The following is a 26882-nucleotide window of genomic DNA, read 5'->3' as shown; positions in this document are numbered from 1 at the left end:
GGAGATCTTCACCTGCGTCCATAAAGGCACTCAATGAGCTTTCAAACTGCTCGCCAGCCAGACAGTCTTCGGCGAAGCTTTAGATGAAATTAGAATAAATTGGGCCAAAGACATGCAATGGCTGTTCTGCAATAGGAGCTTCTAGCAAATATGCTAACAAAGCCGCAATTGAAGTTCCTGAAATCGCAGACCTCACCGAACCGAAACTTTTTCATTCCTCAATAAGATCAATGTCGCTTGGCCCGTCAGAAAATCTCTGCGCCTTGTTTGATGCTTGACCTTTTGAAGCCGATGCGACGCTGCTCACATTACCCAGAGCCCGCTCAGTTAGAGAAGGCGAGGGATGATCCGGAAACCCCTCTCCAAAGTGCCGTATCATCGCCATATATTTAAGCCCTAATGCGGACATTTTGCAGATCTGGTGGCCGTCGATCTGATCGCTCAGCACCAGCCCCCCAGACTTCGGCACAATTTCGAGGCCGTGTTCACTGAAGGCTGAGATCAACTCGCCCCAAGAATGGCAGGTGGCATAGGCATGCTGCGTAATTTCGCTCAGTGCTTTCAAATCCCACCGTAGCTGTGCATCCTTTGCGTCTGATGCCGTAGGCCCGATGTTTACAGGCGGTGGGGCCGCTGTAGCTATACCTGTTTCAGACATTGCCGAAACGGCCTCACCAACTTCCTGCGAGCCCAGAGGTGAGAATACCAATTCTGGCAGCACGGTTTCCCAGGAATCACGACGCGCATAGTGGGCGTACTTTTCATCCCCATCCGACTTGCGCCAGTGAACAACGGCACCAACAGTACCTGATGCAAAGGCGTATCCCTCCGGATGCAGCCAGGATTTCGACATCCGACCCATGACATTCCCTTGCAGATCAACCAACTCCCAGTGCGGCTCTTGGAACTCCAGCCGCAGTGGATCGCCGACCTTGCAGCCCCGGATAGCATTATGAACCCCGTGCCTGTCACCCTGGCGACCAGGGAAAGACAGATCAGAATACTTCAGATCTGGTAATTGGTAGACGCGCGCAGGCGGCGTAGAAGTGGTATCTAGCCTGACTCCTCTGCGAAGTACTGAAGGGCTATGGGTTTTCAACAGGGCATGTTCGCCCGAGGTCATGACAACAAGGCTCTTTTGAGCCCGCGTCATTGCAACATAGAACAGACGACGTGGTGCGTCTTGATCTTCATTCTTCGACGGCTTGTCCCACCCTCCGTTCAAAATCACCACGTGATCGAATTCGAGCCCCTTGGCCCGGTGCGCCGTCAGTAGAAGCAAACCGCGCTGATCACTGCGCGTATCTCGAGACCATTCTGCCAACCACTCGACAATGTCGGGCACTGGCATCGTCTTTGTCTTCAGCTCCCGCGCCAGCTCAGCTACGCCCTCCGCCAGCAGCTCTACCCACTTATTGATGTCCTGCTCATTAAGGACACCGATGATGTCATCTATGCCCAACAGCGCTCCTTGCCGCTTCCGAAGACCCGCCACGAGTGTTTGCATTTCACGCAGGCGCCATATGTTCGGCAGATCCTCGTTGGCCATCTCGACCTTCAGCCCCTGCTGTTCGGCATAGGACCGGACGGCACCAAGTTTCTTCCAATCGCGGGAAATGATGGCAGTGCGTGACCAAGACCATTCCGGATCAAGCCTCGCCAGACGCATCAGCTCGTCAACTGCCGCGATGGCCTGGGCGGCATCTCCGCTCGGGGCATCCAGAAGTTGTACCCTTCCTTGAGCCACGCTATCTACTTTCTCGAGAACGCCACCTTCCGGATCGCGCTTCCGGTCGGTGTTGATCCTGATCTCATGATCGACTTTCATCCGGTCCGATCCCGCGGAGATCACCGAGTTCGCCGCGGAGATGATATGGCTGGTTGATCGGTAGTTCTCGACTAGGAACGCAGGGCGGGCCTTGTAGTCCTCCTCGAACTTTCGAATGAATTCGATCGAGGCCCCGTTGAACGCATAGATGTTCTGATCATCATCGCCGACGGCGAACAGGCTAAGCTTCAGGTCAGCGTCCTCAAGTGATCGCCCTGCCACCGCAGAAATTAGCTGATACTCCTCCGGCCCGATATCCTGGTATTCATCCACCAAGATCCAACGATAGCCTTGAATCAAAGTGTCCCGCTGCGCCTCAGCCTCGGATTTCGACAGGCCTTCGCCCTCAAGCTGCCGCACGGCTTCCATAACAATGTTGTCGAAGTCCTCGGTGTCCGCGCGCTGCCCGGCAAAACTGGCACCAACAAGTTTCATCGCCAGTGCGTGACAAGTGGAAACGGTGACGCCGAATGCGTCAGCACCCACCAAAGCTCGCAACCGCACGCGAATCTCAGCAGCCGCGTGCCTATTGTATGCCAATACCAGAATACCGCGCGGATCTTCACGCTTCATACGCAGAAGATAAGCAATCCGGTGAACCAGCACGCGCGTTTTGCCCGACCCCGGTCCGGCGAGTACCAGGACGTTCGTCCGGTCTCGATCATCGGTTACAATATCCTGCTGGACCTTGTTACCAAGCTTCTCGACAATTGCGTCCCACGATTTGCTGGTAGTCTGGCGCCGGACCTCGCGCCCCATGCCTGGCATCCACCGCTTCATGAACTGCTCTTTATTGAGCAGGAAGTAATCCTCTGACAGACGCGCCGCATCGGTCATCGTCCGAAGACCGGTTTCCGCATATGTCGCCATAACATGGGTTTGCAGGGTCTGCTCACCGTAGTGATCTTCCAGTGGGGTGAAATGCGATTGACTAAACTGCCCGCCTGCCGGGTCGAGGTAGACAGTCATCGCCGACCGGAAGACAGTAAGCCCCTTACCAAGGGTCAACACGCCCTGCTCGTGAAGCCACATCAGGCCGCGCTCCAGTAGCTTAGTCATATCCCGCACACCACTGGTTTTCAGGAAAGCATCTTGTGTCAGTTGCGCCAACAGATCACCGACCGTTGTCTCGACCTGCAGGTCTTTGCCTCGCGCTCCCTTGTCCAGCCGCCCTGTCAGGTAAGTCAGCAGCAGCTCGGATGCGAGCCACCGCAGTTCTGCCGTTTCTTGAACCGTTTTCCAGGATCGCGCCAAGGTGACCATCATTGTGTTGCTGCTGGCCTTGCGCAGCGAGATGTTCCCACGACCCCCGTCCTGACCTCGGCCATCCTGGGCAATACCGCGGATCAGCTTGTCAATGATATTGGGCCGGACGTCAGGATGGCCCTTGTCGCGCAGACGCTGGCAGGTCTCAGAGAGATTCAGTGGAACAGGCGTCCTGTCATCGATGTCGGGTGCCAATTCCTGCATCTGTGAGATGAGGTCAGCTTCTAGGCTTGAGGCTTGCGCCAGACGTTGAGCAGATGATTGCGCGACACCGACATGCACAAAGACCGTCATCGCCACGTCATTGCGTGCGATCCCCAGATTTTCCAAAGTCGCCATGGCCTTGTGCAGAGCCCCGAAAGAGATGCCGGATACCCCACAGAGCTCATCCGTCGACACACCTTCGTCCGGTGCAGCCGCCATCAGATGCTCAACAATCGCGAGGAGCTGCTTACGATGCGCTTGCGTCAAATCCGCGTCCATGAGGCGCGTCTTCGCCTCCGCAACAGTCCGAACCCGAAGCGATGAAGGTAATACCTGAACACGGTTCTCTTCTCGGGACACAAGATGCGCCTCTTCGAGCCAGGAAACCGCAGTTTTAACGCGGGTGTCATCGGTTGCGCTATCGCGCTGGAATTCTTGGTCCTTTTCAGACTGCACGATCTCTCCCGGCGTGGCCACGACCTTACCAGTTTTCTTCGTTCGCTCATCGATCCGCCGAAGAGCTTTCAGGATTGCCCCTATCTCGTGACGCGCCAGCCGCGAACTGGCCGTCAGGCGAAACTGCCGTTCCACATCATCGGCGGCAAACAACAGGACGCAATGCGCGTCCTCCCTGTCACGGCCAGCCCGCCCGGCTTCCTGCAGATAGTTTTCCAGAGAGCCTGGAATATCCGCATGGACAACCAGCCGTATGTCCGGTTTGTCTATCCCCATACCGAAGGCATTGGTTGCGGCGATCACGCGTAATTCACCTACGCGAAACCGTTCCTGCACGCCCTGTTTATCGTCGGCGCTCATCCCGGCATGAAAATGCGCGGCATCCAACCCTTGGGATTTCAGGAATTCAGCCACGCGCTCGGTTTCCTTGCGCGAGGAACAATACACGACCGCCCCCGAGCGTCCTTGGGCTGGCAGCAGCTCCTCAATGACGGCCAGCACATCCGACAACTTACTGTTTTTCGTCGTCGGGCGCACGTCGAACGCCAGGTTCGTCCGCGAAGCGCCACCATCGAGAGGTAGAAGCTCGATACCTGCCTTCGTCTGGAAATGCTCGATAATATCCGCCACGACCTCAGGCTTGGCCGTCGCTGTCAGACAGATGACCGGCGCAGTGGCCTGATCGCCGGAGAATTCCTTGATGAAGCGACCAAGGTACCGATAGTCGGGTCTGAAATCGTGCCCCCATTTTGAAACGCAATGGGCTTCGTCGATCGCCCAAAGCCCGACCTCGCGCTGCGCGAGAACACTGCGGATCGAAGTACTCCGAAGCTGTTCCGGAGAGATGATCAGGATTCCGGCATCCCCCAGACGGACCCTATCAAGAGCATTCTGACGTTCGGGCATGGACATCATGCCGTTGATTGTGACGGAGCAGGAAATCCCGGCCCGCTCCATCCCCTGAACCTGATCTGACATCAGAGCGACCAATGGTGAGATGACGACAGTCAGGGCGCCGATTTTGTCGAACCGCGACAGCGCCGGTACCTGGTAGCACAGGGATTTCCCCGTCCCCGTCGGCAATATACCCAGCAGACTGTTGCCCGACATCGCCTCCTCAACGATGCGTTCCTGTAAAGGTCGACCGTCTGGATCAACCGGCTTCGGTCGAAAGCTCGGAAAACCAAACCACCTCTCCAATGCGCGAACGGGATCATTCTGCTCGGCGCACCAGCCGCATGACGCGTCCTTGCAGGAGGTGTCCCTCAGGTGCTTTACGATCAGCGACGCTTCCCGAAACTGGGCACGCACCCATGGAGGCATAACGGAATCCCCCCCAGCGACGGTGATCCAGGACAATGCATAGGCCATTGGCCAACCATTCTGGGGACTATTTAGACGATTCAGCGCCTGCTCGACGCGCTTTGCACAGGCGCGCGGGCCCAACAGACGGCGCACGGCCGCACATGTTTCCTCAAAGCTCGGGCAGTCCTTGCCGCGCACATAGCGGAACACGGCATCGAAACCGCCCGTCCTTTCCATGCGTGTGGTCAGATAGTGGTAGGCTGTGAGGGCGTCGGGCTCCTCAGCGTCCAGCTTTACGAAGGCATCGAGTTGGTTCGCAAGTACATCAAAGACGAGTCTTGCATCCAGTTCGGGGTCGTTCACATGCCCCGTCGCCAGACGGCCATCGTGGTAGTGCTTCACCAGATGATGATAAGGGTTTCGAGGAAATGCGAGCGGGTTGAGCCATAAGGTGTCGATCGGTGCCTGCATGATCTTGGTGAGGCGCGGACGTGCCGCAATGAGATGTTCCAGATCATGGTTTAGGAAATTATGACCGATTGGATAGGCCACGTCACCGAGCTGTGCCTCAAGCTGATCGAGAAGCGAGTCAGAGAGTACCCCGTTTGCCCTAAGGGCCGGACGCTCATCGTGGCGCACCGCCGCCAAGGCGAAAACTTTTGCCTTGCTCGGATCTACTTCGAGATCAATCGACAAACATCGGGATAAAATATGATCATGACGCAATTCCATATGCTTATGATTACCAATGAGTTCGAGCAGAACATAGCCCATCAAATGATATGGTTCGCGCCAGTGCCACAAAGGAGCATTTTAGTATCCACGCCTTGGTCCAAACCCCCCGTCTTCCAGACGGGATAGCTTCAGCGCGAAGAATCGTCCTTTGATCTTATCCTCCCAAAATGAGCCGCAGCTGGGGCAAAGGCTCATTTTGGGAGGATAAGATCATGCAATATTCGACTGGCAAGCATTGCGTCTTCTATCACCGTTATCACATCGTCTGGTCGACGAAATACCGCTACAAAGTGCTGACTGGACCACTCCGCCTGCGGGAGCGCGACATCTGCCGTCGGGTATGCCGCGAGAACGAGGTCGACATCTTGCGGGGGGTCCTGTCGAGCGATCACGTCCACATGTTCGTCTCGGTGCCGCCGAAGCTCGCCATCTCGGATCTGGTGCGCAAGATGAAGGGCCGTTCGTCCCATAAGGTGCAACCGGAATTTCCAGCCATCCGAAAGCGCTACTGGGGCTGCCGGTTTTGGGGCAGGGGGTATTTTTCAACCACCAACGGCGCCATCACGGAAGACATCGTACTTCAGTGTCTTGATAATCACATCCCTGATCCTACCGGCACCAGCCGGTAGTCGTTCAGTTGCGGGCACCTATGCATGCTTGTCCTACACTTATGTAATAATCGCGCGCTTCGTTGATGAAGCCGTAGATTTCAACATATTTGATCAATGCCTTTTCAAGCAGTTCAATTCGTTGTGCGTCCGTCATGTTGGTCTGCTCCCGCTGCGAGAAGATACTCGCATAAAACATGTTAATAACTGGTTAACGAGGCAGCGGTTCGCGCTTCTGGTCAACGGAGGATACAAACAGGGCGCAATGATACTGACATCAACCTACGACTTCGCGAAGTGTGGCGAGATCTCTGGGACCCCCTGGTCGCCACTGCGTTTGCTGAACCGCCTGCTGCGCCATCCCGTCGCCGTCCAGATTGAGGGCGCGAGCTATCGGCTACGCCATCATGCAGATCTGAACCCGGAGCACACACGCTCAAGCTTGCCTTGGCCGAGAGTGACTTACGCTCAGATTAGGCTGTTACTTCCCCTTGGGTAGTCGGCTGCAGCGGCAGCAAAATCGAGAATTGCGCGCCTTGGCCAAGCTGACTTTTTACACTGATTTTACCATCCATCCGGTCCACCATGCGTTTGACAATTGGCATACCCAAACCGGTGCCGCCGTAAGTTCTCGCCGTGGTATTTTCAGCTTGTTCAAACTCCTTAAAGATCTTCTCATGATGCTCCGGGGCAATGCCAATGCCTGTATCAGTGACAGCAAGGCTAACCTGTCCATAGGAATCTTCGTCAACTGTTACGGTGATAGAGCCTTGGTCTGTGAACTTGACGGCATTTCCAATCAGATTTTGGAGGATGGTTTGGACCGCAGATCGATCAGTGAAATAGGTGTTACCAACAAGTTGATCATCAACAAATAGGCTTACCGACTTTGCTTCCGCGAGATCCTGGAATTCAGCTAAGGTATCACTCACGAGCATACCTATGTCGGTTTCCTCTTCCACAGTTTCAAAGTGACCAGCATCAAGTTTGGCCAAGTCGAGCACGTCGTTCAAGAAGTCGAGCAGCTTGTCTGCCGAGCGGTTAAGTATGGACATCAGTTTTTGTGACTGCTCCTCGGTCTTGGCAGTCTCCAGCAATTTTATTGAACCTAAAATGCCTGTGAGCGGCGTCCTGATTTCATGACTGACGTGGGCCAGGTACCCACTCCGCGCCGCCATGAGCTCCTGCAGGTCAGTATGCAGATTATGCTTCTCCACAGCTAATGTCCTCGCCTTGATGATATCATCAACGCAGTGGGCCATACCTTCCAGAATTTTGACTTCACCTTGCGTCCAAACTCGGGGAGCTTCGGACATGCAGCATATCGCGCCAATGACCCTTCCGGAAATTGTGTGGATTGGGCTTCCGATGTAAGAACGCAAACCATTTTGGATTGCAAACTCATTATCCTGAGTGCGGGCGTCCTCTAGTAGATCAGGGATTACAACCGTTTTGCGACAGGCTCGCACATACTGACAAATCGACCCTTCGACTGGAATATCAGAGAAATCTGGATTGTCAGAATCAGGCCCGACGTATGCTGAAACATAGCAGCGCCTTTCCTTTTGCTCGATCACCGATATAAAAGCGACAGACACACCAAAAATGCTGGCCACAAGTGAACTGATATTACGCAGGCTTTCATTCACGGTGCCATGCAGTAATCCAAGAGTTTGAAATGTATATGTTTTAGCCATAGCAGGCCCTTTTTAAATATGTGGTATCAACCTATGCGCTACTAAAATTTCATAACTTTATTCATGGCAGAATTGAGACAAAAAGATACTGCAATCAATTTTAGTGAACAAAAGGGCTTAAAAACCACGAACACAGAGCATGATTTGTGATCAAAGCCAGCCTTGATATGCCTATTCTCCAAGTCATCAGTCTGACTGATGGATGATGAGGACTTTGCCCAACTCTCGTCATTGTTCGCCTGCTGCGCACTACTCAGCTGCTCAGTTCAAGGATGGCGAAATCCCTGCAGGTTGCCAGCAGGCATGGATTGAAGTCGGTTCCGGCCATTATACGGAGAATGTGCTTAACTTAGACATCCTTAAAAACACAAGATATCCGTCGACTCCCAACTTCATGCAGGGGCGGCAGCTCTCCAATAACGTGTAGCTGGCACTAGCAACACATATTAAAATATGGTTAATGACATGCATTCACCAAAAGAGCTGGTTCAGTTCTTAACGATTTGCCGAGTTATTTTTTACTGTTCGAGTTCACGCGCAATGGGCTCATTTCTGAGTAACGTAGGCACACAATATGTTCAAAACCATATCCCGACCTCTAAGATATATTCTTTGCATACTTGGCATGCATCGATGGACAGATAGCAGGAGTATGCCTGAAGAAGTCTGCAAAAAATGTGGGCGCAGACGCCCGAAGTATTGATGCTCATACGTTCTGGGCCTTACTCTGCCAAGAGTTGTGCTGGTTGCTTTCTTGTCAAGATCGCGTGCTGCGTGCTATTTAGATGCTTAATGTTAAGGATTGCTAAGTCTTGGTAGGTCACCGGCCTACGGGCCGAGAGATTGGCATGAGGTTCTGTATCTTCACACAGATGTAGATTAATCAGTCGCGACCTTGCTTAGGGACAAGATAGAGTTGCGCTGCTTTATCTTTACACAACTATCCACCCCTGCTAAGATTCGCGCACTTCAGGCAAAAACGCTTGAGTCTTTTTGGTGTGCCAACAGCGTCACTCCAAGTGTTGACCGGAACATCTGCTCGGTCTCTCCACTAAACAATCAAAAACGTCCTCTTTGGTCACCGGCTCACTGCCGTGTGTATTGTGCTCTTCGTTCCAGGTTTGTCTTGGCGGTCGGCGTGATGAAAGAGGTGCGAAAACCATCAGCGAGGTAAACAAAAATGAAAATCAATCGTCGTCAGACGCTGGGCCTGCTCGGGTCGACTGCTGCATTGGCCACGCCCGGCCTTCTTTTCGCGCAGGACAAACCGATCACGGTGTCCGCGCTTTATGATCTGTCCGGTGGGCTGGACGTTTATGGCAAGCCGATCGTGGACACTTTAAAGTTTGCTGTGGCCGAATTGAATAACAACGGTGGCCTTTTGGGGCGTGAGGTCGATTTGCAGGTATTCGATCCCCAATCCAACATGCAGATGTACGCCCAGTTCGGGCGGCGGACAGTGCTGGCCGACAAACCCGCTGTCGTTTTTGGTGGCATCACGTCATCATCGCGCGAAGTGCTGCGCCCCATTATGCGCCAGTTCAACACACCTTATTTCTACGCCAACCAATACGAGGGCGGCGTTTGTGACCGCAACATGTTCGCAACGGGTGTGACACCCGGCCAAACTGTTGAAAAACTGGTCAAATACTCGTCCGACACATTCGGTAAAAAAGTGTATATCGTTGCAGCCGACTACAACTATGGCCAGATCACAGCAGACTGGGTGCGCAAATTCACCGCGGACAACGGCGGCGAAGTTCTGGACGTTGAATTTTTCCCGCTGGACGTGACAGACTTTAAAACATCGATCTCGAAAATCCAGCAAGCCAAGCCTGATTACGTCTGGTCCGCACTTGTTGGTGGCGCGCACATCTCTTTCTATCGCCAGTGGTCTGCCGCTGGTATGCACGGCGAGATTCCGTTGTCTTCGACCACATTCGCGGGCGGCAACGAGCATGTGATCCTGACTCCCGAGGAATGCAACGGTTTCATGGTCTGTCAGAACTATCTGGAAGAGCTGGACAACCCCACGAACCAAGCCTTTGTGTCCAAGTTCCACGACATGTATGGCGCGGATTACCCTTATATCACAGAACTGGGCGTCGGTGCCTATCAGGGTTTCAAGTTGTGGGCCGCAGGCGTCGAACAGGCGGGTACAACGGATCGTATGCAGGTGATCGAAGCGCTGGAAACCGGCATCGCGCTGGAAGGTCCGAGTGGTCGCGTTCAAATCGACCCCAAAACTCACCACACCATCATGGACGTGCATATCGCGCGTGTTCAGGACGGTGGATTGGCTCCTGTGCAAACATTCGAGCAGCAGCAGCCTCTGGATACAGCGCTGTCTTGCGATCTTATCGAGAACCCCGACGATACCACGCAATACGTCATTGACTTCTAAGGGGCAGGAATGGATTTCGCATCAATTCTGACGATCGAAATCCTCGGGTCCGCCGCCGTTCTGGTGCTTATCAGCATAGGACTGGCGGTGGTCTTCGGGATGATGAAGGTCATTAACATGGCGCATGGCGAATTCCTCATGATCGGAGGATATGTCGCCATTTACGCAACCAATTGGGCAGGGCTGAACTTTTGGATCAGTTCGCTCATCGTTGCACCGCTGTGCGTCGGCTTTCTAGGGTTTGTTCTGGAATGGCTGGTCGTGCGCCACCTCTATGGTCGGATGATTGATACCATGCTGGCCACCTGGGGGATCAGTCTGGCGCTGATTGGCGGGATGACCATGCTGGTGGGCAACACTACAACAGGAATTTCCACGCCGCTTTCCAGTGTTATGATCGGCGAATATTCAGTGAGTGGTTATGGCATGTACCTGATCGCACTGGCGTTGGCGGTCTTTGCGATGCTTTACGGGCTGTTCAAGTTCACAACCTTCGGCCTGAAGGCCCGTGCCACGACGCAAAATGCGGACATGGTTGCGGCCCTCGGTGGCAATCCGCGCCGCATTTACTCCGCTACATTCGCTCTTGGCGCAGCCCTCGGCGGTCTTGGTGGCGCGGCGCTGGCCCCGATCACCGGCGTCATCCCGACCATTGGTGCGACCTATATCGCCAAGGCATTCATCACAGTCATCAGCGGCGGCGCTGCCGTTATCGCGGGAAACCTGTCCGCTTCGGTGCTGTTCGGCACTGTCAGCCAGATATTCACCTATGTTTATACGCCGGTCATCGGCGAGGTCATGATGCTGCTTGCGGCTGTCGTCCTAATCCGGATCCTGCCTACCGGCATCACCGGCCGTTTCTTCCGGAGGTCCATCTAATGACACGTACACTTCAGGCGCTTGGCCTGCTGGCTATCCTTGCTGTCGGCCTGGCCACTCCCGGTATGATCGAGCTCTACAGCGTCTACGAAATCACCATCTACATCATCATGGCCATTCTGGCCCTCAGCCTTGCGTTCATCTGGGGCAAGGGGGGCATCATGTGCCTTGGTCAAGCCAGCTTTTTCGGGGTGGGTGCCTATGCCTATGCAATCGCAGCGATCAACTTCGGTCCTGGCCTGTCTGCCGTAGCGATTTCGGTCGCGGTACCGACGGCCTTTGCTGCAGTACTGGGCTATTTTATGTTCTACGGGCGCATCAGCGACATCTACGTCGGGGTCATCACCCTGGCAGTGTCTTTGATCCTTATGAATCTTACCAACTCAACCTCGGGGCCGCAGTACCGCATCGGCGAGGCGCAGCTTGGCGGGTTCAACGGCATCACCGGAATCCCGACACTGGCATGGCCTGATGGCACACCGCTTGATCCCGGGGCCATCTTCCGGCTGGCGCTGATCGCGCTGGTTGTTTGTTTCGTCGCAATCAGCCTGTTCCTGCGCACCCGTGCCGGCAAGGTTGTGATCGCCATTCGTGAAAACGAATACCGTGCTGAACTACTGGGCTATAACGTCGCGCTGAGCAAGCTGACGACCTTTGCCGCCGGCGGTGCAATTGCCGGACTGGCGGGATGTCTCTTTGTAAACTGGGGCGCTTTTGTCAGTCCTACCATCTTTGCGCTCGTCCAATCCGCACAGGTGATCATCTGGGTGATCGTCGGTGGGCGGGGCACCCTGATCGGACCGATCATCGGCTGCATCGCATTGCAGTGGGCGACAACTCAGCTTGGCACACAGCAGACCATTCAGGTGAATCTTGTGCTGGGCGTCGTGCTGACTTTCTTTGTGCTGGTCGTGCCCGCCGGGATTGCGCCGCTGTTGGGTAAATGGCTGGGCAAACTGGCACGCGCCAAATCGGGCACCAGCCCCACGGGAACACAGGCATGAACTTAGATATCCATACCGATGTTATTCTGAAAGCCGAGGGTCTGGGCATCAGCTTTGGCGGTGTGCATGCGGTCAAATCAGTGGATTTCGAACTACGCGCGGGCGAATTGCGTTGCTTGATTGGACCGAACGGGGCAGGGAAGACAACCTTTTTCCGTCTGCTCAGTGGTCAGCATCAGCCAACGCGCGGTACCGTGAGTTTCAAGGGCAAGCCATTGAAGTCCTTGTTGCCTTTTCAGGTCTCGCGTCTTGGCATCGGGATCAAGACACAAGTGCCCAGCCTGTTTGAAGGTATGACTGTCGCCGAGAATATCGAACTGGCGGTCGAGCGCGGAGCAAGCCACAAGGAAAACGCAGCGATGGTCAATGAGGTGCTGGACCACATCGGTCTGACCGCACTGCGCGACGTGTCCTGTGCCGAGCTGGCACATGGTCAGCGGCAGTGGGTCGAGCTGGGGCAGATTCTGGCGTCGCGGCCTGCGGTTGCGCTGCTGGATGAGCCCGCTGCCGGCATGACCCATGCCGAAAGCGTCAAGACCGTCGAGATCATCCGTGGCATCACCAAATACAGCGCGGTGATCGTCGTTGAACACGATATGGATTTCATCCGCATGATCGGCGACCGCGTCACGGTTTTCGAGCAGGGCGAAATCATTGCTGAAGGCAATTTTCAGGAGGTGGCGAAAGATCCGCAAGTGCGGGCAGCCTACTTGGGGCGGAAAGGGGCCGATGATGCTTGATATCATGGGACTAAGTTCGGGATACGGGCGTGTGCCGGTGTTGCGTGGCGTGGACATACAGGTCGGGGATGCCGAGTGTGTGGGCCTGCTGGGCCGCAATGGTATGGGAAAAACGACCATGTTGCGCGCGATCATGGGTGAGTTACCTGCGTGGGGCGGCAAGATTACAAAGTCGGGCAAGGATCTGACAAAGACGCCGACGCAAGGGCGTGCGTGCGCCGGAATTGGTTACGTGCCGCAGGGCAAGCAATTGTTCAAGTTGCTGAGTGTGCGGGAAAACCTGCGCATGGGCTGCGTGAAAGACTTTAGCGGTTCTGCAAGGCAGATCAGAGAGGTGCTGGCCCTGTTTCCGCGCCTTGACCGGCTGCTGGACCGTCAGGCCGGTATGCTGTCGGGGGGCGAACAGCAGTTGCTGGCAATTGCCCGATGCCTGTGCGGCAACCCGGACCTGATCCTGCTGGACGAGCCAACCGAGGGCATCCAGCCTTCGATCTGTGACGAAATCATTGATGTACTGAAGCAGCTGCGCCGCGAGCGGGGTCTGTCGATCATTCTGGTGGAGCAGGACATAGATTTTCTGTGGCAGATCTGTGACCGCGTCCTTGCCATCGACAAGGGCAATGTCGCCAAGACCATCGAGCCGAAAGCGCCCGGTTCCACCGCAGAAGCCAAAAAATTCATTGGTATTGAGGGCTAGTTCATGACCATTCGAAAACCCGACGCTCAAGATGTCGCTGAGGCGAGCCTTTACTATAACCTTGATCTGAACGAGGGGGATGTCGAAGCGTTTCGCCAACTTCTGGATGGCGTGAATACCGATTATCAGATCGTCGACAGCCTGACAGAGGATCTGCCTGAAGTGCGTTTTCCCCGTACGACCGGCGTCCGGCCAGAGACGCAGGATAACCCTTTCAACGCATGGTATGTGCGCTCTTGTGTGACAGGTGCGGAAGGTGGCGCGCTTGCGGGGCTGCGGGTCGCGCTGAAGGACAATATCTGTCTGGCGGGCGTGCAAATGATGAATGGCTCCGACACCCTGCGCGGCTACACGCCAGACATTGATGCGACTGTCGTCACTCGTATGCTGGAGGCCGGCGTCGTGGTTGAGGGCAAGGCCCAGTGTGAATATTTCTGTGTTTCGGGCAGCAGCCACACCAGCGCGCTCGGCCCTGTGCGCAACCCTCATGACGAGACGCGTTCGGCGGGAGGGTCATCCTCGGGCTGCGGCGCATTGGTTGCATCGGGGCTGGTTGATGTGGCCATTGGTACAGACCAAGGTGGTTCTGTACGGATTCCGGCGGCATATTCAGGGTTCGTCGGCATGAAGGCGACCCATGGTCTGGTACCATATACAGGCGTAATGCCGGTAGAGATGACACTGGATCACGCAGGTATCATGTCAGGCAATGTGCGCGACAATGCCCGCGTTCTGGAAGTGATTGCTGGTACCGACGGGCTGGACCCGCGCCAAGTGTTGCTGCCGGAAAACCGCATCTATACCGATGATCTGGACACCGGCTGCAAGGGGCTGCGGATCGCGGTGGTGACCGAGGGCTTTGGTTGGGATAATTCAGAAGCCGACGTAGACGAAGCCGTGCAGGCTGCCGCCCGTCATTTTGCCGCGCTTGGCGCAATGGTGAAAGAGGTCAGCCTGCCAATGCATCGCAACGGTCATGCCATCTGGTCACCCATCGCCATCGAGGGCACTGTGCGCCAGCTGGAAGGCAACAACTATGGCTCCAACTGGAAGGGGTTATATGTGACGTCGCTGATGCGGGCCCAACAGAACTGGCGCGACAACGCGGCTCTGTTTCCCGACGACATGAAGTCCGTGCTGCTGGCTGCGCATTACTATGGCACACGCTATCACGGTCAATATTACGCCAAGGCCCAGAACCTCGTGCGCAAGCTGAAGGCGGCCTATGAGTCCGTTCTGGCAGATTACGATGTGCTACTGATGCCGACGGTGCCGCTGCAGGCACCAAAGCTGCCTGATCCCGATTGCGGCACAGCCACCTTTGTTGGTCGCGCGCTTGAGATGAATGCAAATACTGCCCCCTTCAATGCCACGGGTTTACCAGCAATGAGTTTGCCTTGTGCCATGCGGAACGGACTTCCTGTGGGCATGATGCTAGTCGGCAGGGATTTTTCTGAGAGTCTAGTGTATCGCGTGGGCGCAGCCTTTGAGGCGGCATACGACTGGAAGACGCTTTGATGCATCCACTGAACTGTACTTCAAAAGGCATCCCGGTCGGGCTCCTTTTTTCAGACAGCAGCCCGACCGCGGCTGTAGAGGCCACGCAAGCCGCCGCGACAGAACTGGCGATCAGCGAAGTCAACGCAGCAGGCGGTATCAACGGAACTCCTCTCGTACCGGTCACCGTGCCGGTAGGGCCTCGACCAGCTGACTACTTGCGGGCCGCCGAGACCCTTTGTGATCAGTTCGGCGTTCGTACGCTTTTCGGCACACATATGTCGAATTCGCGTAAGGCAGTGCTCCCAATGATCGAAGGGCGTCAGGCATTGTTGTTCTATCCGACACTATACGAGGGTTTCGAGTTCTCTAAGAACTGCATCTATACTGGCGCGGCGCCCAACCAAAACTGTCTGCCCCTCGCGCGGTACCTGCTGCGCCACCACGGCCCGCGCGGCTATTTCATTGGCAACAATTACATTTATGCCCATGAATCAAACCGCATCATGCGGGATCTGTATGAACAGGTTGGCGGGCAGATTCTGGGTGAGGATTATCTGCCGATCAACGTGTCCGAAGATGCACTGGACGCGGTGATGGCGCAGGTGGTCCAGGCTCAGCCTGATTTCATTTATTCCACTGTGGTGGGCAGTGACACAGTGCGCCTATACGAAGCTTTCGCCAGAACGTCTTTGCGCGCGCGGGGTGTTCCCATGGCCAGCCTTGCGACAAATGAATCTGATCTTGCACGGATGGGGGCCGATGTCGCTGAAGGGTGCATCGCCGCCGCTCCCTATTTCTCCTCAATTGACACGCCCGCAAGCCGCGGTTTTGTAAGCGGCATGCAAGAGCGGTATGGCCTGAACATGCCTGTTACATCGGGTGCCGAGGCGGCGTATTTTCAGGTTCACCTGTTCAGCGCCGCCGCGCGGAGCTGTGGCGATCTGACGGTCGAGCGGGTGCGCGAGGCATTGTGGGGCGAAACCTTTGAGGCGCCTGAAGGGCCTGTTCACCTCGATGCGGATACGCACCACAGCTATCTATGGCCGCGGGTTGCGCGGGCAGGAGACGACGGGCGTTTCCACGTTATCGAAGCCGCCTCCGAAGCCGTCCGGCCAGAACCTTACATGGTCGACCATAGCATAGGGGAACCTTCCGCCAAAGATGTCTAGCGCTCGCCGTAAGCCACGCATTAGCGAATTGAAGGGCACGCGTGTCCTTATTTTCCTGCCGCCTGGCGAAGAGGCAGAGGTTCTTGTGACGCACCTGATCAGGATCGGGTGTTTGCCGCGACTTGAATGGCCGATCCCGCCCCGACTTCCCGATGACACCGATGTGGTCATCGTCACGGTGGAGGCCGATGCTCGAGAGGAGGTGCGCAGGTTGATAGACAAGCTGACCGACCACACTCCGCCGATCATCGCGCTGACCGGCTATGAGGACCCCTCGACGCTACAGCTTGTGCTGGAACTGGGGGCGGTTGCAGTGATCGAACGCCCGATTAAACCTTTCGGATTGCTGACCAACCTGATGATCAGCAGGGATGCGTGGCGGCGCCGGCAAGGAGATGCCCGCCGCATCGCCGATGCCGAAAGCGGGGCGTTGTCGTTGTTCTCGGTGCATGTGGCCAAGCTGATCCTGTGCCATGTTCACCAGATAGACAGGGTTGAGGCGCACAAACACCTGCAGAAAACCGCGATGAACAGCCGCAAATCTATAGAGACGGTGGCACAGGAAATGATCGTCGAACACCCCGGCCTCGCTGTCCAGCTTGGCGATCCGGACCAGGCTGGCCCCAGTCAATCTGATGGCTAACGCCAGCCCCCCACTTTGCCGCTTGGCTACATGACTCAAGCAAGACGAAAGGTGTGCAATGCACAATTTGAACGATCCGAGCCTTCTGAAGAACGATTGTCTGATTAACGGATGCTGGCAGGGCGCTGCGACTGGCGCACAGATTGACGTGATTAATCCCGCCGATGGAACATTGGTTTCGACCGTCCCGGCGCTTGGCGCTGCTGAAATCGAAGCGGCGATAGCATACTCCGAACAGGTGCAAAAAGAGTGGGCAGCGCATGCTGCCGCCGAGCGCAGCAATATCCTGAAGCGGTGGTTCGCACTAATTATTGAATCCACCGAAGACCTGGCAAGGATCATGACGCTGGAACAAGGCAAGCCCCTGCATGAAGCGCGCGGCGAGATCCACTATGCCGCCTCGTTCATCGAATGGTACGCCGAAGAAGCCAAGCGGGTTTATGGCGACATCATTCCTGCACCAAAACGGGGGCAGCGCATTTCAGTATTACGCCAACCCATCGGAGTGACTGCGGCAATCACGCCATGGAACTTTCCCGCAGCGATGATCACCCGAAAGGTGGCACCAGCGCTGGCGGCCGGTTGCTCAATGATTGTGCGTCCGGCCGATTTGACACCGCTGACTGCGCTGGCGTTGGGCGAATTGGCCTGCCGCGCTGGTGTTCCTGCTGGTGTGCTACAGATCGTTACCGGATCCGGAATAGAGATTGGCAAAGTCCTGACTGCAAGCGATGTGGTGCGGAAGCTGTCGTTCACTGGCTCGACCGAGGTTGGCAGGCAGCTGATGGCGCAATGCGCGCCAACGATCAAAAAGGTCAGTCTTGAGCTTGGGGGCAACGCCCCGTTCATTGTCTTTGACGATGCCGATCTGGAGGCCGCTGTTGATGGTGCGATGGCGTCGAAGTTTCGGAATGCCGGCCAGACATGTGTCTGCGCCAACCGAATTCTGGTGCAGCGTGGTATCCACGACCGTTTTGTCGAAAAGTTTGTCGCGCGTGTCGCGGCGCTGCGGGTAGGCAATGGTCTTGAGAACGGCTCGGATGTCGGGCCTATGATCAGTGAAGCCGCGCTGATCAAGGTGCTTGCCCATATAGACGATGCAAGGGGTAAGGGCGCGAAGCTGTTGCTTGGCGGTACGCGCTCAGATGGCCTGTTTTTGACCCCGGCCGTTCTGACAGGGGTAAACACCAATATGGATGTGGCGCGCGAAGAGACCTTTGGCCCGATGGCACCGGTCTTCATCTTTGACACCGAGGACGAGGCCGTCGCAATGGCCAATGATACGATATTCGGACTGGCCGCATATTTCTACACCCGCGATCATGCGCGGACGGTCCGCGTGTCCGAGGCGTTGGAGTATGGCATGGTGGGTCATAACACCGGACTGATTTCCAACGAGGTCGCGCCCTTTGGCGGGGTCAAGCAATCGGGGCTTGGCCGTGAGGGCTCGCGCTACGGAATCGAGGACTATCTGGAGCTTAAATACATCTGCAGCGCAGTTTGAAACTGCCTGTCAGGTCCGGGCGGACGACCATCATTGGATGGCCTGAACCGACACCTACCATCAGGAGATAAGTGAAACATGACAGATTTTATCCAGCCCTTCCATTTCCAAACTCCGGGCACAATGCAGGTCGAATGGGGCGGGGCCGCCCGTCTGGGGGCCTTGCTGGCAGACATGTATGACGAACGTGATATTCTTGTCGTCACCGACAAGTTCTTGCATGAGGCCGGGGTGATTGACCCCGCCAAGGCGTCCTTGGCGGAAGCTGGCTTTCGTGTAACTGTCTTTGATGACGTGGTAGCCGACCCGCCCGAGGAGGTACTGGAACGCAGCGTTGTCGCGGGACGCGCTGCAGGGTGCGATATTGTGGTCGGGCTTGGTGGCGGTTCGTCGATGGACATCGCAAAGCTGGTTGCCGTCATGATGAACTCTGATCAGGCGCTGCCTGCAATGTACGGAATCGACAACATTCAGGGCGGTCGTGTTGCGCTGGTACAGGTGCCGACAACTGCGGGCACCGGCTCCGAGGTGACTAACATCACAATCCTCACCACCGGTGCCTCGACAAAGATGGGGGTTGTTGGCCGACAGCTTTTTGCCGATCTGGTGTTGCTTGACGGGGCGCTGACGGTGGGTCTGCCTGCCATCCAGACTGCCGCGACAGGAATTGATGCGATGGTCCATGCGATCGAGGCCTACACCAGTCTGAACAAGAAAAACCCGATGTCCGATTTGCTTGCCCGTGAGGCGCTTCGACTATTGGCTGACAACGTCGTGGCAGCGTGTGAAGACGGGACGAACCGCAAGGCGCGTGAAGCGATGCTTATTGGCTCTAACCTTGCGGGGCAGGCTTTTGCGAACAGTCCTGTGGCTGCGGTCCATGCGCTTGCCTATCCTCTTGGGGGGCACTTTCATGTGCCCCATGGTCTGAGCAATGCACTGATGCTTGGTCCGGTTTTGCGTTTCAATAGTACTGCGGCGGCACCGCTTTACGCGGAACTTGCGGACGTGGTCATGGGCCAATCGGATGCGGACACCCAGACGCGTTCCACGGCCTTTGTGGATTTCATGGACAATCTCATGACCCGCACGAGTGCCCCGCGGCGATTGCGCGATGTGGATGTGCCGGAGTCCAGCCTTCCTTTGCTTGCTCAAGACGCGATGAAGCAGACCCGCCTCCTTCAGAATAATCCTGTCAACGTAACAGAAGAAGTGGCCTTGATGCTCTACGGCGAAGCTTACTGAGCGTCTGGCCCAGTATACCCCGCCGTTCACCCCCGGATATTTGCAAACGCATCATTGAACGGTTGAAGAATGGCTGGACGTCCGAACAGAGTGGGACCTGGATTGGCGGATCGCAGAAATCCAAGCCCCTCCCACCGTTCTTAATTGCGACACCGTTCTTGGCATATCTGTTGCTAAATCCATAGAATATGGCTGCTCCAAGTAAGGGGTAGCAAAATGAAAATTTCATTCAAAAACGACGACAACGAGTATCAAACCTCGGTTGACAACAATGACGCCGTTGCGCCTAATATTGGTCAATATTCCAGAGCCCTAGGCCAAAATTGTTTGCTCTGCGGCCTTTAGTCGTGCAGTGTAAAATACCTATAATTTCGAAAGAGATGAATCCTGTTTGACCTCAGAGCAAGCACACAGAGCGGGGTCATGTCGGGAAGTAAAATGGTTTTTATGAGCTGGATTAAATTTGTATTTCTAACATTTATCTTGATTTTGCCCGTTAGCGTAGCGGCAAATTCTGTGGGACAAGCGATTGCAGTCAATCAAGGCGCGTTTCTTGATCGGGGCGGGCAGCGGTTTCAGTTAAATCAGGGTTTTGCACTTGTTCTGGATGATGTGATTACAACAGATGCCGCAGGTCAGGTGCAGCTCCTGTTTCAAGACGAAACACGGGTCGTTGTTGGTCCAGGTTCACAGCTAAAAGTCGAAAGCATTCTGTTCAATGGCCCGGCTACTGCTAGCCAGTTTACCGTGAGCGCCGTCGAAGGGGCATTTCGTTTTCTGAGCGGTAACAGTGCGAAGTCTGCCTATTCCATTCGTACGCCCAACGGTACGATGGGCATTCGCGGAACTGAATTTGATTTCAGTGTAGCGCCGCAAAGCGCTGTAAATCTGGTAACATTCCGTGGCGAGGTGCAGCTTTGCAACCGCCGCAACCAATGTGCGTTGTTACGTGGAGCATGTGCTGCCGTGTCGCTCAATAGTAATGGAGTATTTGCGGTTGCAAAAACCAAAGCTGAAAAAGCGACACTTTTGGCCGATGGCTTTCCCTTTGTAGCGGAGCAAAATGGGCTGCGCCGTGATTTCAGGACACGAACCTGGACCTGTGGTAGTCAGACGGCAACATTTGGAGAGCAATCGCCCCTCATTCAGTCCCCTGCGCCAGACAGACCCACTGATCCTGGCCCTGGCGGTGGTGGAGCAGGCGCAGGCGGTGGCGCAGGAGGAGGAGGCAGTGAAGGACCAGGTGCCTCAGCAGGTGGTGGTGGACCTGGAGCCGGCGCAGGAAATGGCGGCGGAGGCGCAGGAAGTGGCGGGTCGGGCGCTGGCGGTGCCAGTGGAGGAGCCGGTGGTGGCTGAGCTATGGGTATGCTTAATCACGGAAATCGGATAAACGCTGCGTTAAGCGGGCGTAAAAACCTGCTAAATCTATATTCAGAGACTGGGCCAGCGTCTCGCACTGTTCAACCCTGTCCACCGGTTCGACATCGCCTCGGGCAATCGCTGAGATGGCCGAGGTGTGAAGCGCACACAGTTTCTGAAACATGGGTGTCTCGCAAAGCATGTCATCACCGACCAGCGCGTAAATTTTTTGCCTTTGTGAAACACCTTTAAAGGACAGTTGACCGGCTTCAAGAAATGCCAGACCTTCGGAGGCCTTCATAACATCTTCGGAAACGAGAATATCATGCCCTACATCGCGGCAGCTGGCCTCAATCCGCGCGGCGCGGTTCACCACATCCCCAATAGCGGAATAGTCGAAGCGCTCCTTTGATCCGACATTTCCGATACACGCCGTTCCCATGCCAATGCCGATGGCAATCCCGATATCCTTGGGGGGGGGTGGATCCATGGAAAGATTCAGGTCGACCATGGCGTGCCGCATCGCAAGCGCTGCAAGACAGGATTTGCGGGGATAATCATCTACATCAACGGGTGCATTCCAGAAAGCCATAATGGAATCACCGATATATTTGTCGATTGTTCCCTTCTGACGCATAATTTCAGATGAGAGTGCGCTGAAGATATTGTTCAACAAGGTTACCATTTGCGGGGCAGCCATTGTTTCGCTCAGCGCAGTAAAGTTACGGATATCACAAAACATCACGGATACGGACTTCATCTCACCGCCAAGCTTGAGTTTATGACCACTCTGCTCGATCTGGTGCAAAACTTCGGGGGCAACATAGTGGGAGAATGAGCGTCGGATCATTTTCTTGTCACGATCTGCTACAAAATATTGAAATGCCGTCATAGCTGAAAAGAACAGAACTCCTCCAAACACTGGAAGTGTTACATCTAATAGAATGCCGTGTTTATAGAAGAGAAACCAACTTGTTGCTACGATCAGTGCTCCGATAGAGGTTGCTGTGAGGATAGATAGAAAAGCGCCTGACACAGACATGATCCAAAGGATCAGCCCGCCCAGGACTACAAATACAAGTATCTCGACACCTTCCACAAAATCGGTTCGTGACAAAAAGCTGCCTTGCAATATCTGTTCAATAATTTGGGCATGAATGGAGACACCCGGCACATTTTCGCCCAGTGCTGTTGTACGGATATCCAAAAGGCCGGCAGCAGATGTCCCGACCAAAACAATGCGCCCCTCGAAATTGGCACTCAGATTTTCCATGCTGCTCGTAAATACATCAGCAGCCGAGCGGTAGAGTGAAGGATGATCTGGACGAAACCGGACCCATAGACTGGCATCGGCTGTGGTTGGGATCTCTATCGATCCGACGCGGATTGATCGGGTAATGCCTGATGCGTTGGATTCGCCGTTTATAATGAAGCTCCCTTGTCCAAGAGCGACACGAAGTGCTTCTAGTGCAAGACTGGGTATGACCGCATCATTGGCATCGCGCCATAACAACGGAACCCGGCGAACACGTTCCGTTGTATCGTATGGGCTCATGTTGATACTCCCCAATCCCTTCGCTGCATCCGACAGCTCTGGTAGTGGTATTGAGAAACCAGATGAGCGAACAAATCCCTGACTTGGATTGTCGCCGATTTCTACAACGCCGCTCTTTTGCGGCAGTTTGCCCTCGCTTTCATTAACTGTGCTGGCAATGCCAAGAATAACCTGCCGGTCTTGTATGGCTTGAGCAAAAATCCTGTCATTATCCGGCAGTGTGTCTGGATCCCAGCCTTCTGAAAGTCCATCATAGCTTGGTTGGAGGAACAGTCGGTTGGGGGAAAGCCGGTCAGGCTCAAGAAACAGGACGTCAAATACAATCGCAGCTGCGCCACCGGCACTCAACCTGTCTACAAGGTCAGCCAGGACATTGCGTGGCCATGGCCATTGCCCAAATTCAGCCAATGATCGCTCATCAATGTCAACGACCCTTACAGGCAAATCTTCAAGTCTACGTGGATGCCATTTTTGGAGCTCGTCAAAGTATACTAACCGCAACGATTGCACCGGAGTTGGATCGCTGATCCGCAGTCCAACGAGTGCAAAGAGCAAGACAAGGCCAAAGCCAATGAACAATTTGCGCATGCGGCTCTCCTAACCGTCCTCTGGGTTCGATCTTTTGCCCTGCCGCGCATCAGCACCAGTGACATGAGCACCCGCAGTTTTCTTCGTTACCCTGAAGCCTTGGAACCTGCCCAACCGCACAGTGTAGCTGTGGCACACATATTTACCCGAAGATCAATTCAAAGGTACCACTGTAAAATCAAACTCGGTCCCACGGATCCCCATCGTCCCGTTGGGCGTACGAAGGGAATAGGCGGATTTGGCACTGTTCCCGCTCAGAAAGCGGAAGGCCCCCTCAACGGCGCTCACGGTGAATTCGCTTGCTGTATTGGCGCTGTCGAACAGAATACTTTCAACAACAAGATGCGAGTTTACGCCAATGGCAATGCGGGTTTCATCTCGAAACAGGAGTTGCACCTGGCCTGATGCATCTGTGGTAATCGCGTCCCCTATCGAAACAGAGGCACCTTGCGCGAGAGGTCTCCTCTGACCGTTACGCTCGACAAAGGCATTTTGGCTGATCGAGACGACTTGCCCAACAGGGTTTGCAAGCACTGCGCCTGGAAAAGCCACAAGGCTCAGGAGCATGGTCAAATATGTAATCTTGATCAGTGCTGGCATGATGTTATCTCCATCTAATAAGCTAAAGTTGTACAACCATTTTGTTCATAGACACCACTTTTGCGTGAGACACCCGGATGTCAGGACTAAACATCTAAACGCCTCAGCCTTTTCTGTTGGGTTTCTTCATCCTAACCAATAGTGCTGGTGCCATTTAGAACATCGTAGACAAGCCGATCCCGCGCAAAAAAAGCACGATGATCCATTTCATATGCTTGCAGTTCAAGTTCTTGGAGAGTCGTGTCTGAACGGCGGTGGTGATGGTGAAACAAAGCCCAGCGATCCAGTTTGGCTTGCTTGGCCAGGCTCATACTCTTTTCCCAAAATGTGTGACCGAACCCTTTATGTAAATTGTACTCTTGAAAAGTATAGGTTGCATCCAGAACGGCGAAGGATGCTTCAGACATGAAGTCAACAAGAGCCTTATCCAAATGGCCATTGTCATGTTCAAAATCAGGAGCATAGACAAATGAGCGCTCGTGGGCATCGAAACGAAATGCTGTACAGCCTCCTTTATGGTTCGTCTGCATCGTGCCAAGCCTGACGCCGTCACCAAGATCGATGCTCCCAGACTTTGGTAGAGCCTGATGAGTTAAACGGCATTTCAAGTCTTTCAATGAAAAAGGCAGAAACGGACCTCCCAAGAGCTTTTCAAGCAAGACCTTGCCATCAACAGCATCGTCGCAACCTGCGAACCAAATGGTGATATCGATATCTGGGGTCATCAATGGTGTAAAAAAAGGCAGCCCTTGAACATGGTCGTAGTGTGCGTGGGATATGAAAATATCGAGTTTCTTGGTAGCCGCCGCTGTCACTTGTTCGCCCAAAGGAATGATACCGGTACCTGCGTCCAGAACGAAAAGGCGCTCACTAAGTTGCAAGGCAAGGCAAGATGTATCTCCCCCATATGCAACAAAAGCAGAACCCGCCGCAGGTGAAGATCCACGCGTCCCATAAAAAGTCGCTTCGAAGGTTTTCATTCAGGATTTCTTTCGTCCCCAGCTAGAGGCGCGCCCATCGGCAATTTGTTGTGCTGCAGCCTGTAAAGCTGCTAGATTTGATTGAGAGTCACCGAATTCGGACACCTCAAGTACAGAAGACATTTTCTGATAGGCGTGTTCAAACTGACGCCGCCCCTTTGACCAATCCAGAAAACCCATACCTTTCAGGTTCTGGATCTCGAAGATGACATCTTTACCTGGATCCGTCATAGCTATTTTTCGCTCGGCATTTACGGTCATCGACCGCGTCAAAACAGCGAACATGCCGGGAAACCGCACACCTTTTCCAAAAAGCATTTTCCGCAATGCCCCAATTCGACCCGGGACATGATCATAGTCTGATCTTACACGCCATTCTGGGACACGCTTGAAATTCATAACAATATTGGCACCTGGCTTGAGCGTTCGCATGGTTTCCAGTGGTGCGTTGTCAATCAATGCGCCATCAATCAGCACTTCGCCGTCCTCTCCCAACATTGGCGGAAAAACACCGGGAATAGCCGTTGATGCGCGCACAGCCTGCCACAAAGGCCCCTGTCTTCTTATGCTGATGTCATTATGGGTAAGACTTGTTGCCACAGCATAAAAGTTCAGTGGAAGGTCTGCTATGTCGTAATTTCTATAGTGCTTTTTGAGTTGTTGATCGAAATAGCGGTGTTCAATAATGGAATGAACGGGCGCGGTCAGGCGCTTCATCGACCGGCTACGTAAAAACATGTCGTCACAAATATCCATGACTTCATCAGGTGAAACACCCATAGCAAAGGCCCCAGCCATAGCAGCGCCCATACTGGTGCCGCCAACCATGTCAAAATGGTAACCGTGTTCGGTAAGTGCCTTGACCATGCCAAGATGCGCGGTTCCAAAAGCGCCACCACCACAGAAAACGAGGCCAACTGCTTCGCCTCGAATAAAACGTGCCAGCCGTTGAAAATCGGCTTTGGTATCCAATGCAACATGATGATGCAGACCTGCGGGCCTGTCGGCAAGCCATTGTGCGGAGTTCTTCGCAGAACTCTCGCCAGAGTGCCGCATCAGTACAACATGGGTATTGGTCCGCAAGGAGGTGGTATAGATATGTTGTTCAAGCTCGGACACGGTGCTTTGGCTGGCAGCGCCTGAACTTGTATCCACAACGATGATGTTGATCTCGGAGGCTTCGGACACCTGTCTGGCCCAGTCAGATTGTTGTGTTGAGTTATCACAAACCAAAACGAGTCTTTGTTCGGCTGCCTCTTGGACCATGATCCAATCGGACACAGTTTGTCCGGAAGGCACATCACCTTCATGTACAATGTGCCAGTTGGATAAAGGCGCAAAAGCCTGCAAGAGTTCCCCTATGAACTTTGGATCGAGTCTTTCGTTGGATGCGGGGAAAATTCCTATGATTGATCCAGCACGTGGATGCAGGACCGGTGGCCGGGTATTGGCTGCTGTGATCCGATGTGCCAAGGCCCGAATAATCGACGATGGGAGTCCCGGGACACTCTTCACCAAGGCATCGTAGACTTGGCGTGTTAAGACCAGCACCTGGCTGCGGCGTGCTGCGACCACAGATGCGCTCCGCGTCTCGCCAGAAAAAAAGGCCATTTCACCAATTGGTTCGCCAGGCGCAATCTCTGCAATAGCAGTCTCACCCGAGAAGACGATGAACCTGCCGTTGAGGACAATGAAAAAATCATCTGCCGTCTCCCCCTCGACGATTAGCGTTTCTCCCCGCCTAAGCTCTCTAATTGTACAAAGTTCAGCAACTTTTGTGAGTGTCGTATCATCAAGTTGCTCAAGAACAGCCACCTTGCGCAGATTAGCGACAATATTGAAGATATCTGACGGCTGATTTTCCTGCATATTTATACCCTTACTGAAGTCCATCGCTGCAGCAAGCAAAGGCTGTA

Annotated in this window: 20 protein-coding genes; 13 read left to right on the top strand and 7 right to left on the bottom strand. The window is 54.5% G+C overall.

Translation table 11 applies throughout. The features are described 5' to 3' along the window. Positions 1-211: 211 nt before the first annotated feature. Positions 212-5707 (bottom strand): RecQ family ATP-dependent DNA helicase, encoded by a 5496-nt coding sequence (locus tag GLP52_RS15810; RefSeq protein WP_237273772.1) that lies wholly within the window; start codon positions 5705-5707, stop codon positions 212-214. A gap of 299 nt (positions 5708-6006) precedes the next feature. On the opposite strand from GLP52_RS15810, the gene tnpA reads away from it, so the two are divergent. Then, positions 6007-6423: an IS200/IS605 family transposase gene (gene tnpA, locus GLP52_RS15805; protein ID WP_237273679.1), complete on the top strand. Its 417-nt coding sequence runs from the start codon at positions 6007-6009 to the stop codon at positions 6421-6423. A 4-nt stretch (positions 6424-6427) separates the two neighbouring features. On the opposite strand, the gene GLP52_RS19525 is transcribed toward tnpA, so the two are convergent. Beyond that, positions 6428-6559 carry a hypothetical protein gene (locus GLP52_RS19525; protein ID WP_272903652.1) on the bottom strand — a complete coding sequence of 44 codons (132 nt, stop codon included), beginning with the start codon at positions 6557-6559 and terminating at the stop codon, positions 6428-6430. Between GLP52_RS19525 and GLP52_RS19520 the strand changes: the two genes are divergently transcribed. After that, positions 6545-6901 (top strand): ATP-binding protein, encoded by a 357-nt coding sequence (locus GLP52_RS19520; protein WP_272903647.1) that lies wholly within the window; start codon positions 6545-6547, stop codon positions 6899-6901. The genes GLP52_RS19525 and GLP52_RS19520 overlap by 15 nt on opposite strands. Here GLP52_RS19520 and GLP52_RS15795 read toward each other — a convergent pair. Continuing rightward, on the bottom strand, positions 6876-8099 hold the full coding sequence (locus tag GLP52_RS15795) for a GAF domain-containing sensor histidine kinase (protein ID WP_237273678.1): 1224 nt from the start codon (positions 8097-8099) through the stop codon (positions 6876-6878). The two genes, GLP52_RS19520 and GLP52_RS15795, sit on opposite strands and share 26 nt — an antisense overlap. 1180 nt (positions 8100-9279) lie before the next feature. On the opposite strand from GLP52_RS15795, the gene GLP52_RS15790 reads away from it, so the two are divergent. The 11 genes from GLP52_RS15790 (at position 9280) to GLP52_RS15740 (ending at position 21240) form a co-directional block, all read left to right on the top strand. Beyond that, a complete protein-coding gene (locus tag GLP52_RS15790; protein ID WP_237273677.1) occupies positions 9280-10503 on the top strand; it encodes an urea ABC transporter substrate-binding protein in 1224 nt (407 codons plus the stop codon). A 9-nt stretch (positions 10504-10512) separates the two neighbouring features. Continuing rightward, entirely contained in the window at positions 10513-11382 is an 870-nt protein-coding gene (locus tag GLP52_RS15785) for a branched-chain amino acid ABC transporter permease (protein WP_237273676.1), read from the top strand. Beyond that, positions 11382-12386, top strand: coding sequence for an ABC transporter permease subunit (locus tag GLP52_RS15780; RefSeq protein ID WP_237273675.1), 1005 nt, complete (start codon positions 11382-11384; stop codon positions 12384-12386). The genes GLP52_RS15785 and GLP52_RS15780 overlap by 1 nt, the downstream gene beginning before the upstream one ends. Further along, complete coding sequence (locus GLP52_RS15775; protein WP_237273674.1) at positions 12383-13126, top strand: ABC transporter ATP-binding protein; 744 nt, start codon at positions 12383-12385, stop codon at positions 13124-13126. Before GLP52_RS15780 ends, GLP52_RS15775 begins: the two co-directional genes overlap by 4 nt. After that, on the top strand, positions 13116-13823 hold the full coding sequence (locus GLP52_RS15770) for an ABC transporter ATP-binding protein (protein WP_237273673.1): 708 nt from the start codon (positions 13116-13118) through the stop codon (positions 13821-13823). Before GLP52_RS15775 ends, GLP52_RS15770 begins: the two co-directional genes overlap by 11 nt. 3 nt (positions 13824-13826) lie before the next feature. Then, positions 13827-15341 (top strand): amidase, encoded by a 1515-nt coding sequence (locus GLP52_RS15765; protein WP_237273672.1) that lies wholly within the window; start codon positions 13827-13829, stop codon positions 15339-15341. Then, complete coding sequence (locus tag GLP52_RS15760) at positions 15341-16492, top strand: transporter substrate-binding domain-containing protein (RefSeq protein ID WP_237273771.1); 1152 nt, start codon at positions 15341-15343, stop codon at positions 16490-16492. The genes GLP52_RS15765 and GLP52_RS15760 overlap by 1 nt, the downstream gene beginning before the upstream one ends. Further along, on the top strand, positions 16485-17135 hold the full coding sequence (locus GLP52_RS15755) for an ANTAR domain-containing response regulator (protein ID WP_237273671.1): 651 nt from the start codon (positions 16485-16487) through the stop codon (positions 17133-17135). Before GLP52_RS15760 ends, GLP52_RS15755 begins: the two co-directional genes overlap by 8 nt. A 58-nt stretch (positions 17136-17193) precedes the next feature. Then, positions 17194-18639, top strand: coding sequence for an NAD-dependent succinate-semialdehyde dehydrogenase (locus tag GLP52_RS15750; RefSeq protein WP_237273670.1), 1446 nt, complete (start codon positions 17194-17196; stop codon positions 18637-18639). 78 nt (positions 18640-18717) lie between these two features. Continuing rightward, positions 18718-19884: an iron-containing alcohol dehydrogenase gene (locus GLP52_RS15745; RefSeq protein ID WP_237273669.1), complete on the top strand. Its 1167-nt coding sequence runs from the start codon at positions 18718-18720 to the stop codon at positions 19882-19884. Between the two features lie 447 nt (positions 19885-20331). Beyond that, on the top strand, positions 20332-21240 hold the full coding sequence (locus GLP52_RS15740; protein ID WP_237273668.1) for a FecR family protein: 909 nt from the start codon (positions 20332-20334) through the stop codon (positions 21238-21240). Between the two features lie 13 nt (positions 21241-21253). Here GLP52_RS15740 and GLP52_RS15735 read toward each other — a convergent pair whose 3' ends face one another. From GLP52_RS15735 to GLP52_RS15720, 4 genes are all read right to left on the bottom strand, one after another. Continuing rightward, positions 21254-23386, bottom strand: a complete 2133-nt coding sequence (locus GLP52_RS15735; protein ID WP_237273667.1) for a CHASE2 domain-containing protein — start codon at positions 23384-23386, stop codon at positions 21254-21256. A 153-nt stretch (positions 23387-23539) separates the two neighbouring features. Continuing rightward, positions 23540-23986 carry a FecR family protein gene (locus GLP52_RS15730; RefSeq protein ID WP_237273666.1) on the bottom strand — a complete coding sequence of 149 codons (447 nt, stop codon included), beginning with the start codon at positions 23984-23986 and terminating at the stop codon, positions 23540-23542. 131 nt (positions 23987-24117) lie between these two features. Further along, entirely contained in the window at positions 24118-24966 is an 849-nt protein-coding gene (locus GLP52_RS15725; RefSeq protein ID WP_237273665.1) for an MBL fold metallo-hydrolase, read from the bottom strand. Continuing rightward, on the bottom strand, positions 24967-26859 hold the full coding sequence (locus GLP52_RS15720; RefSeq protein WP_237273664.1) for a patatin-like phospholipase family protein: 1893 nt from the start codon (positions 26857-26859) through the stop codon (positions 24967-24969). Positions 26860-26882 lie beyond the last annotated feature (23 nt).

Source organism: Sulfitobacter sp. M22 (assembly GCF_021736025.1).
GTDB classification, from domain to species: domain Bacteria; phylum Pseudomonadota; class Alphaproteobacteria; order Rhodobacterales; family Rhodobacteraceae; genus Sulfitobacter; species Sulfitobacter litoralis.
The sequence above is the reverse complement of the archived record's forward strand: the minus strand, read 5'-3'. Positions and strand labels throughout refer to the sequence as shown.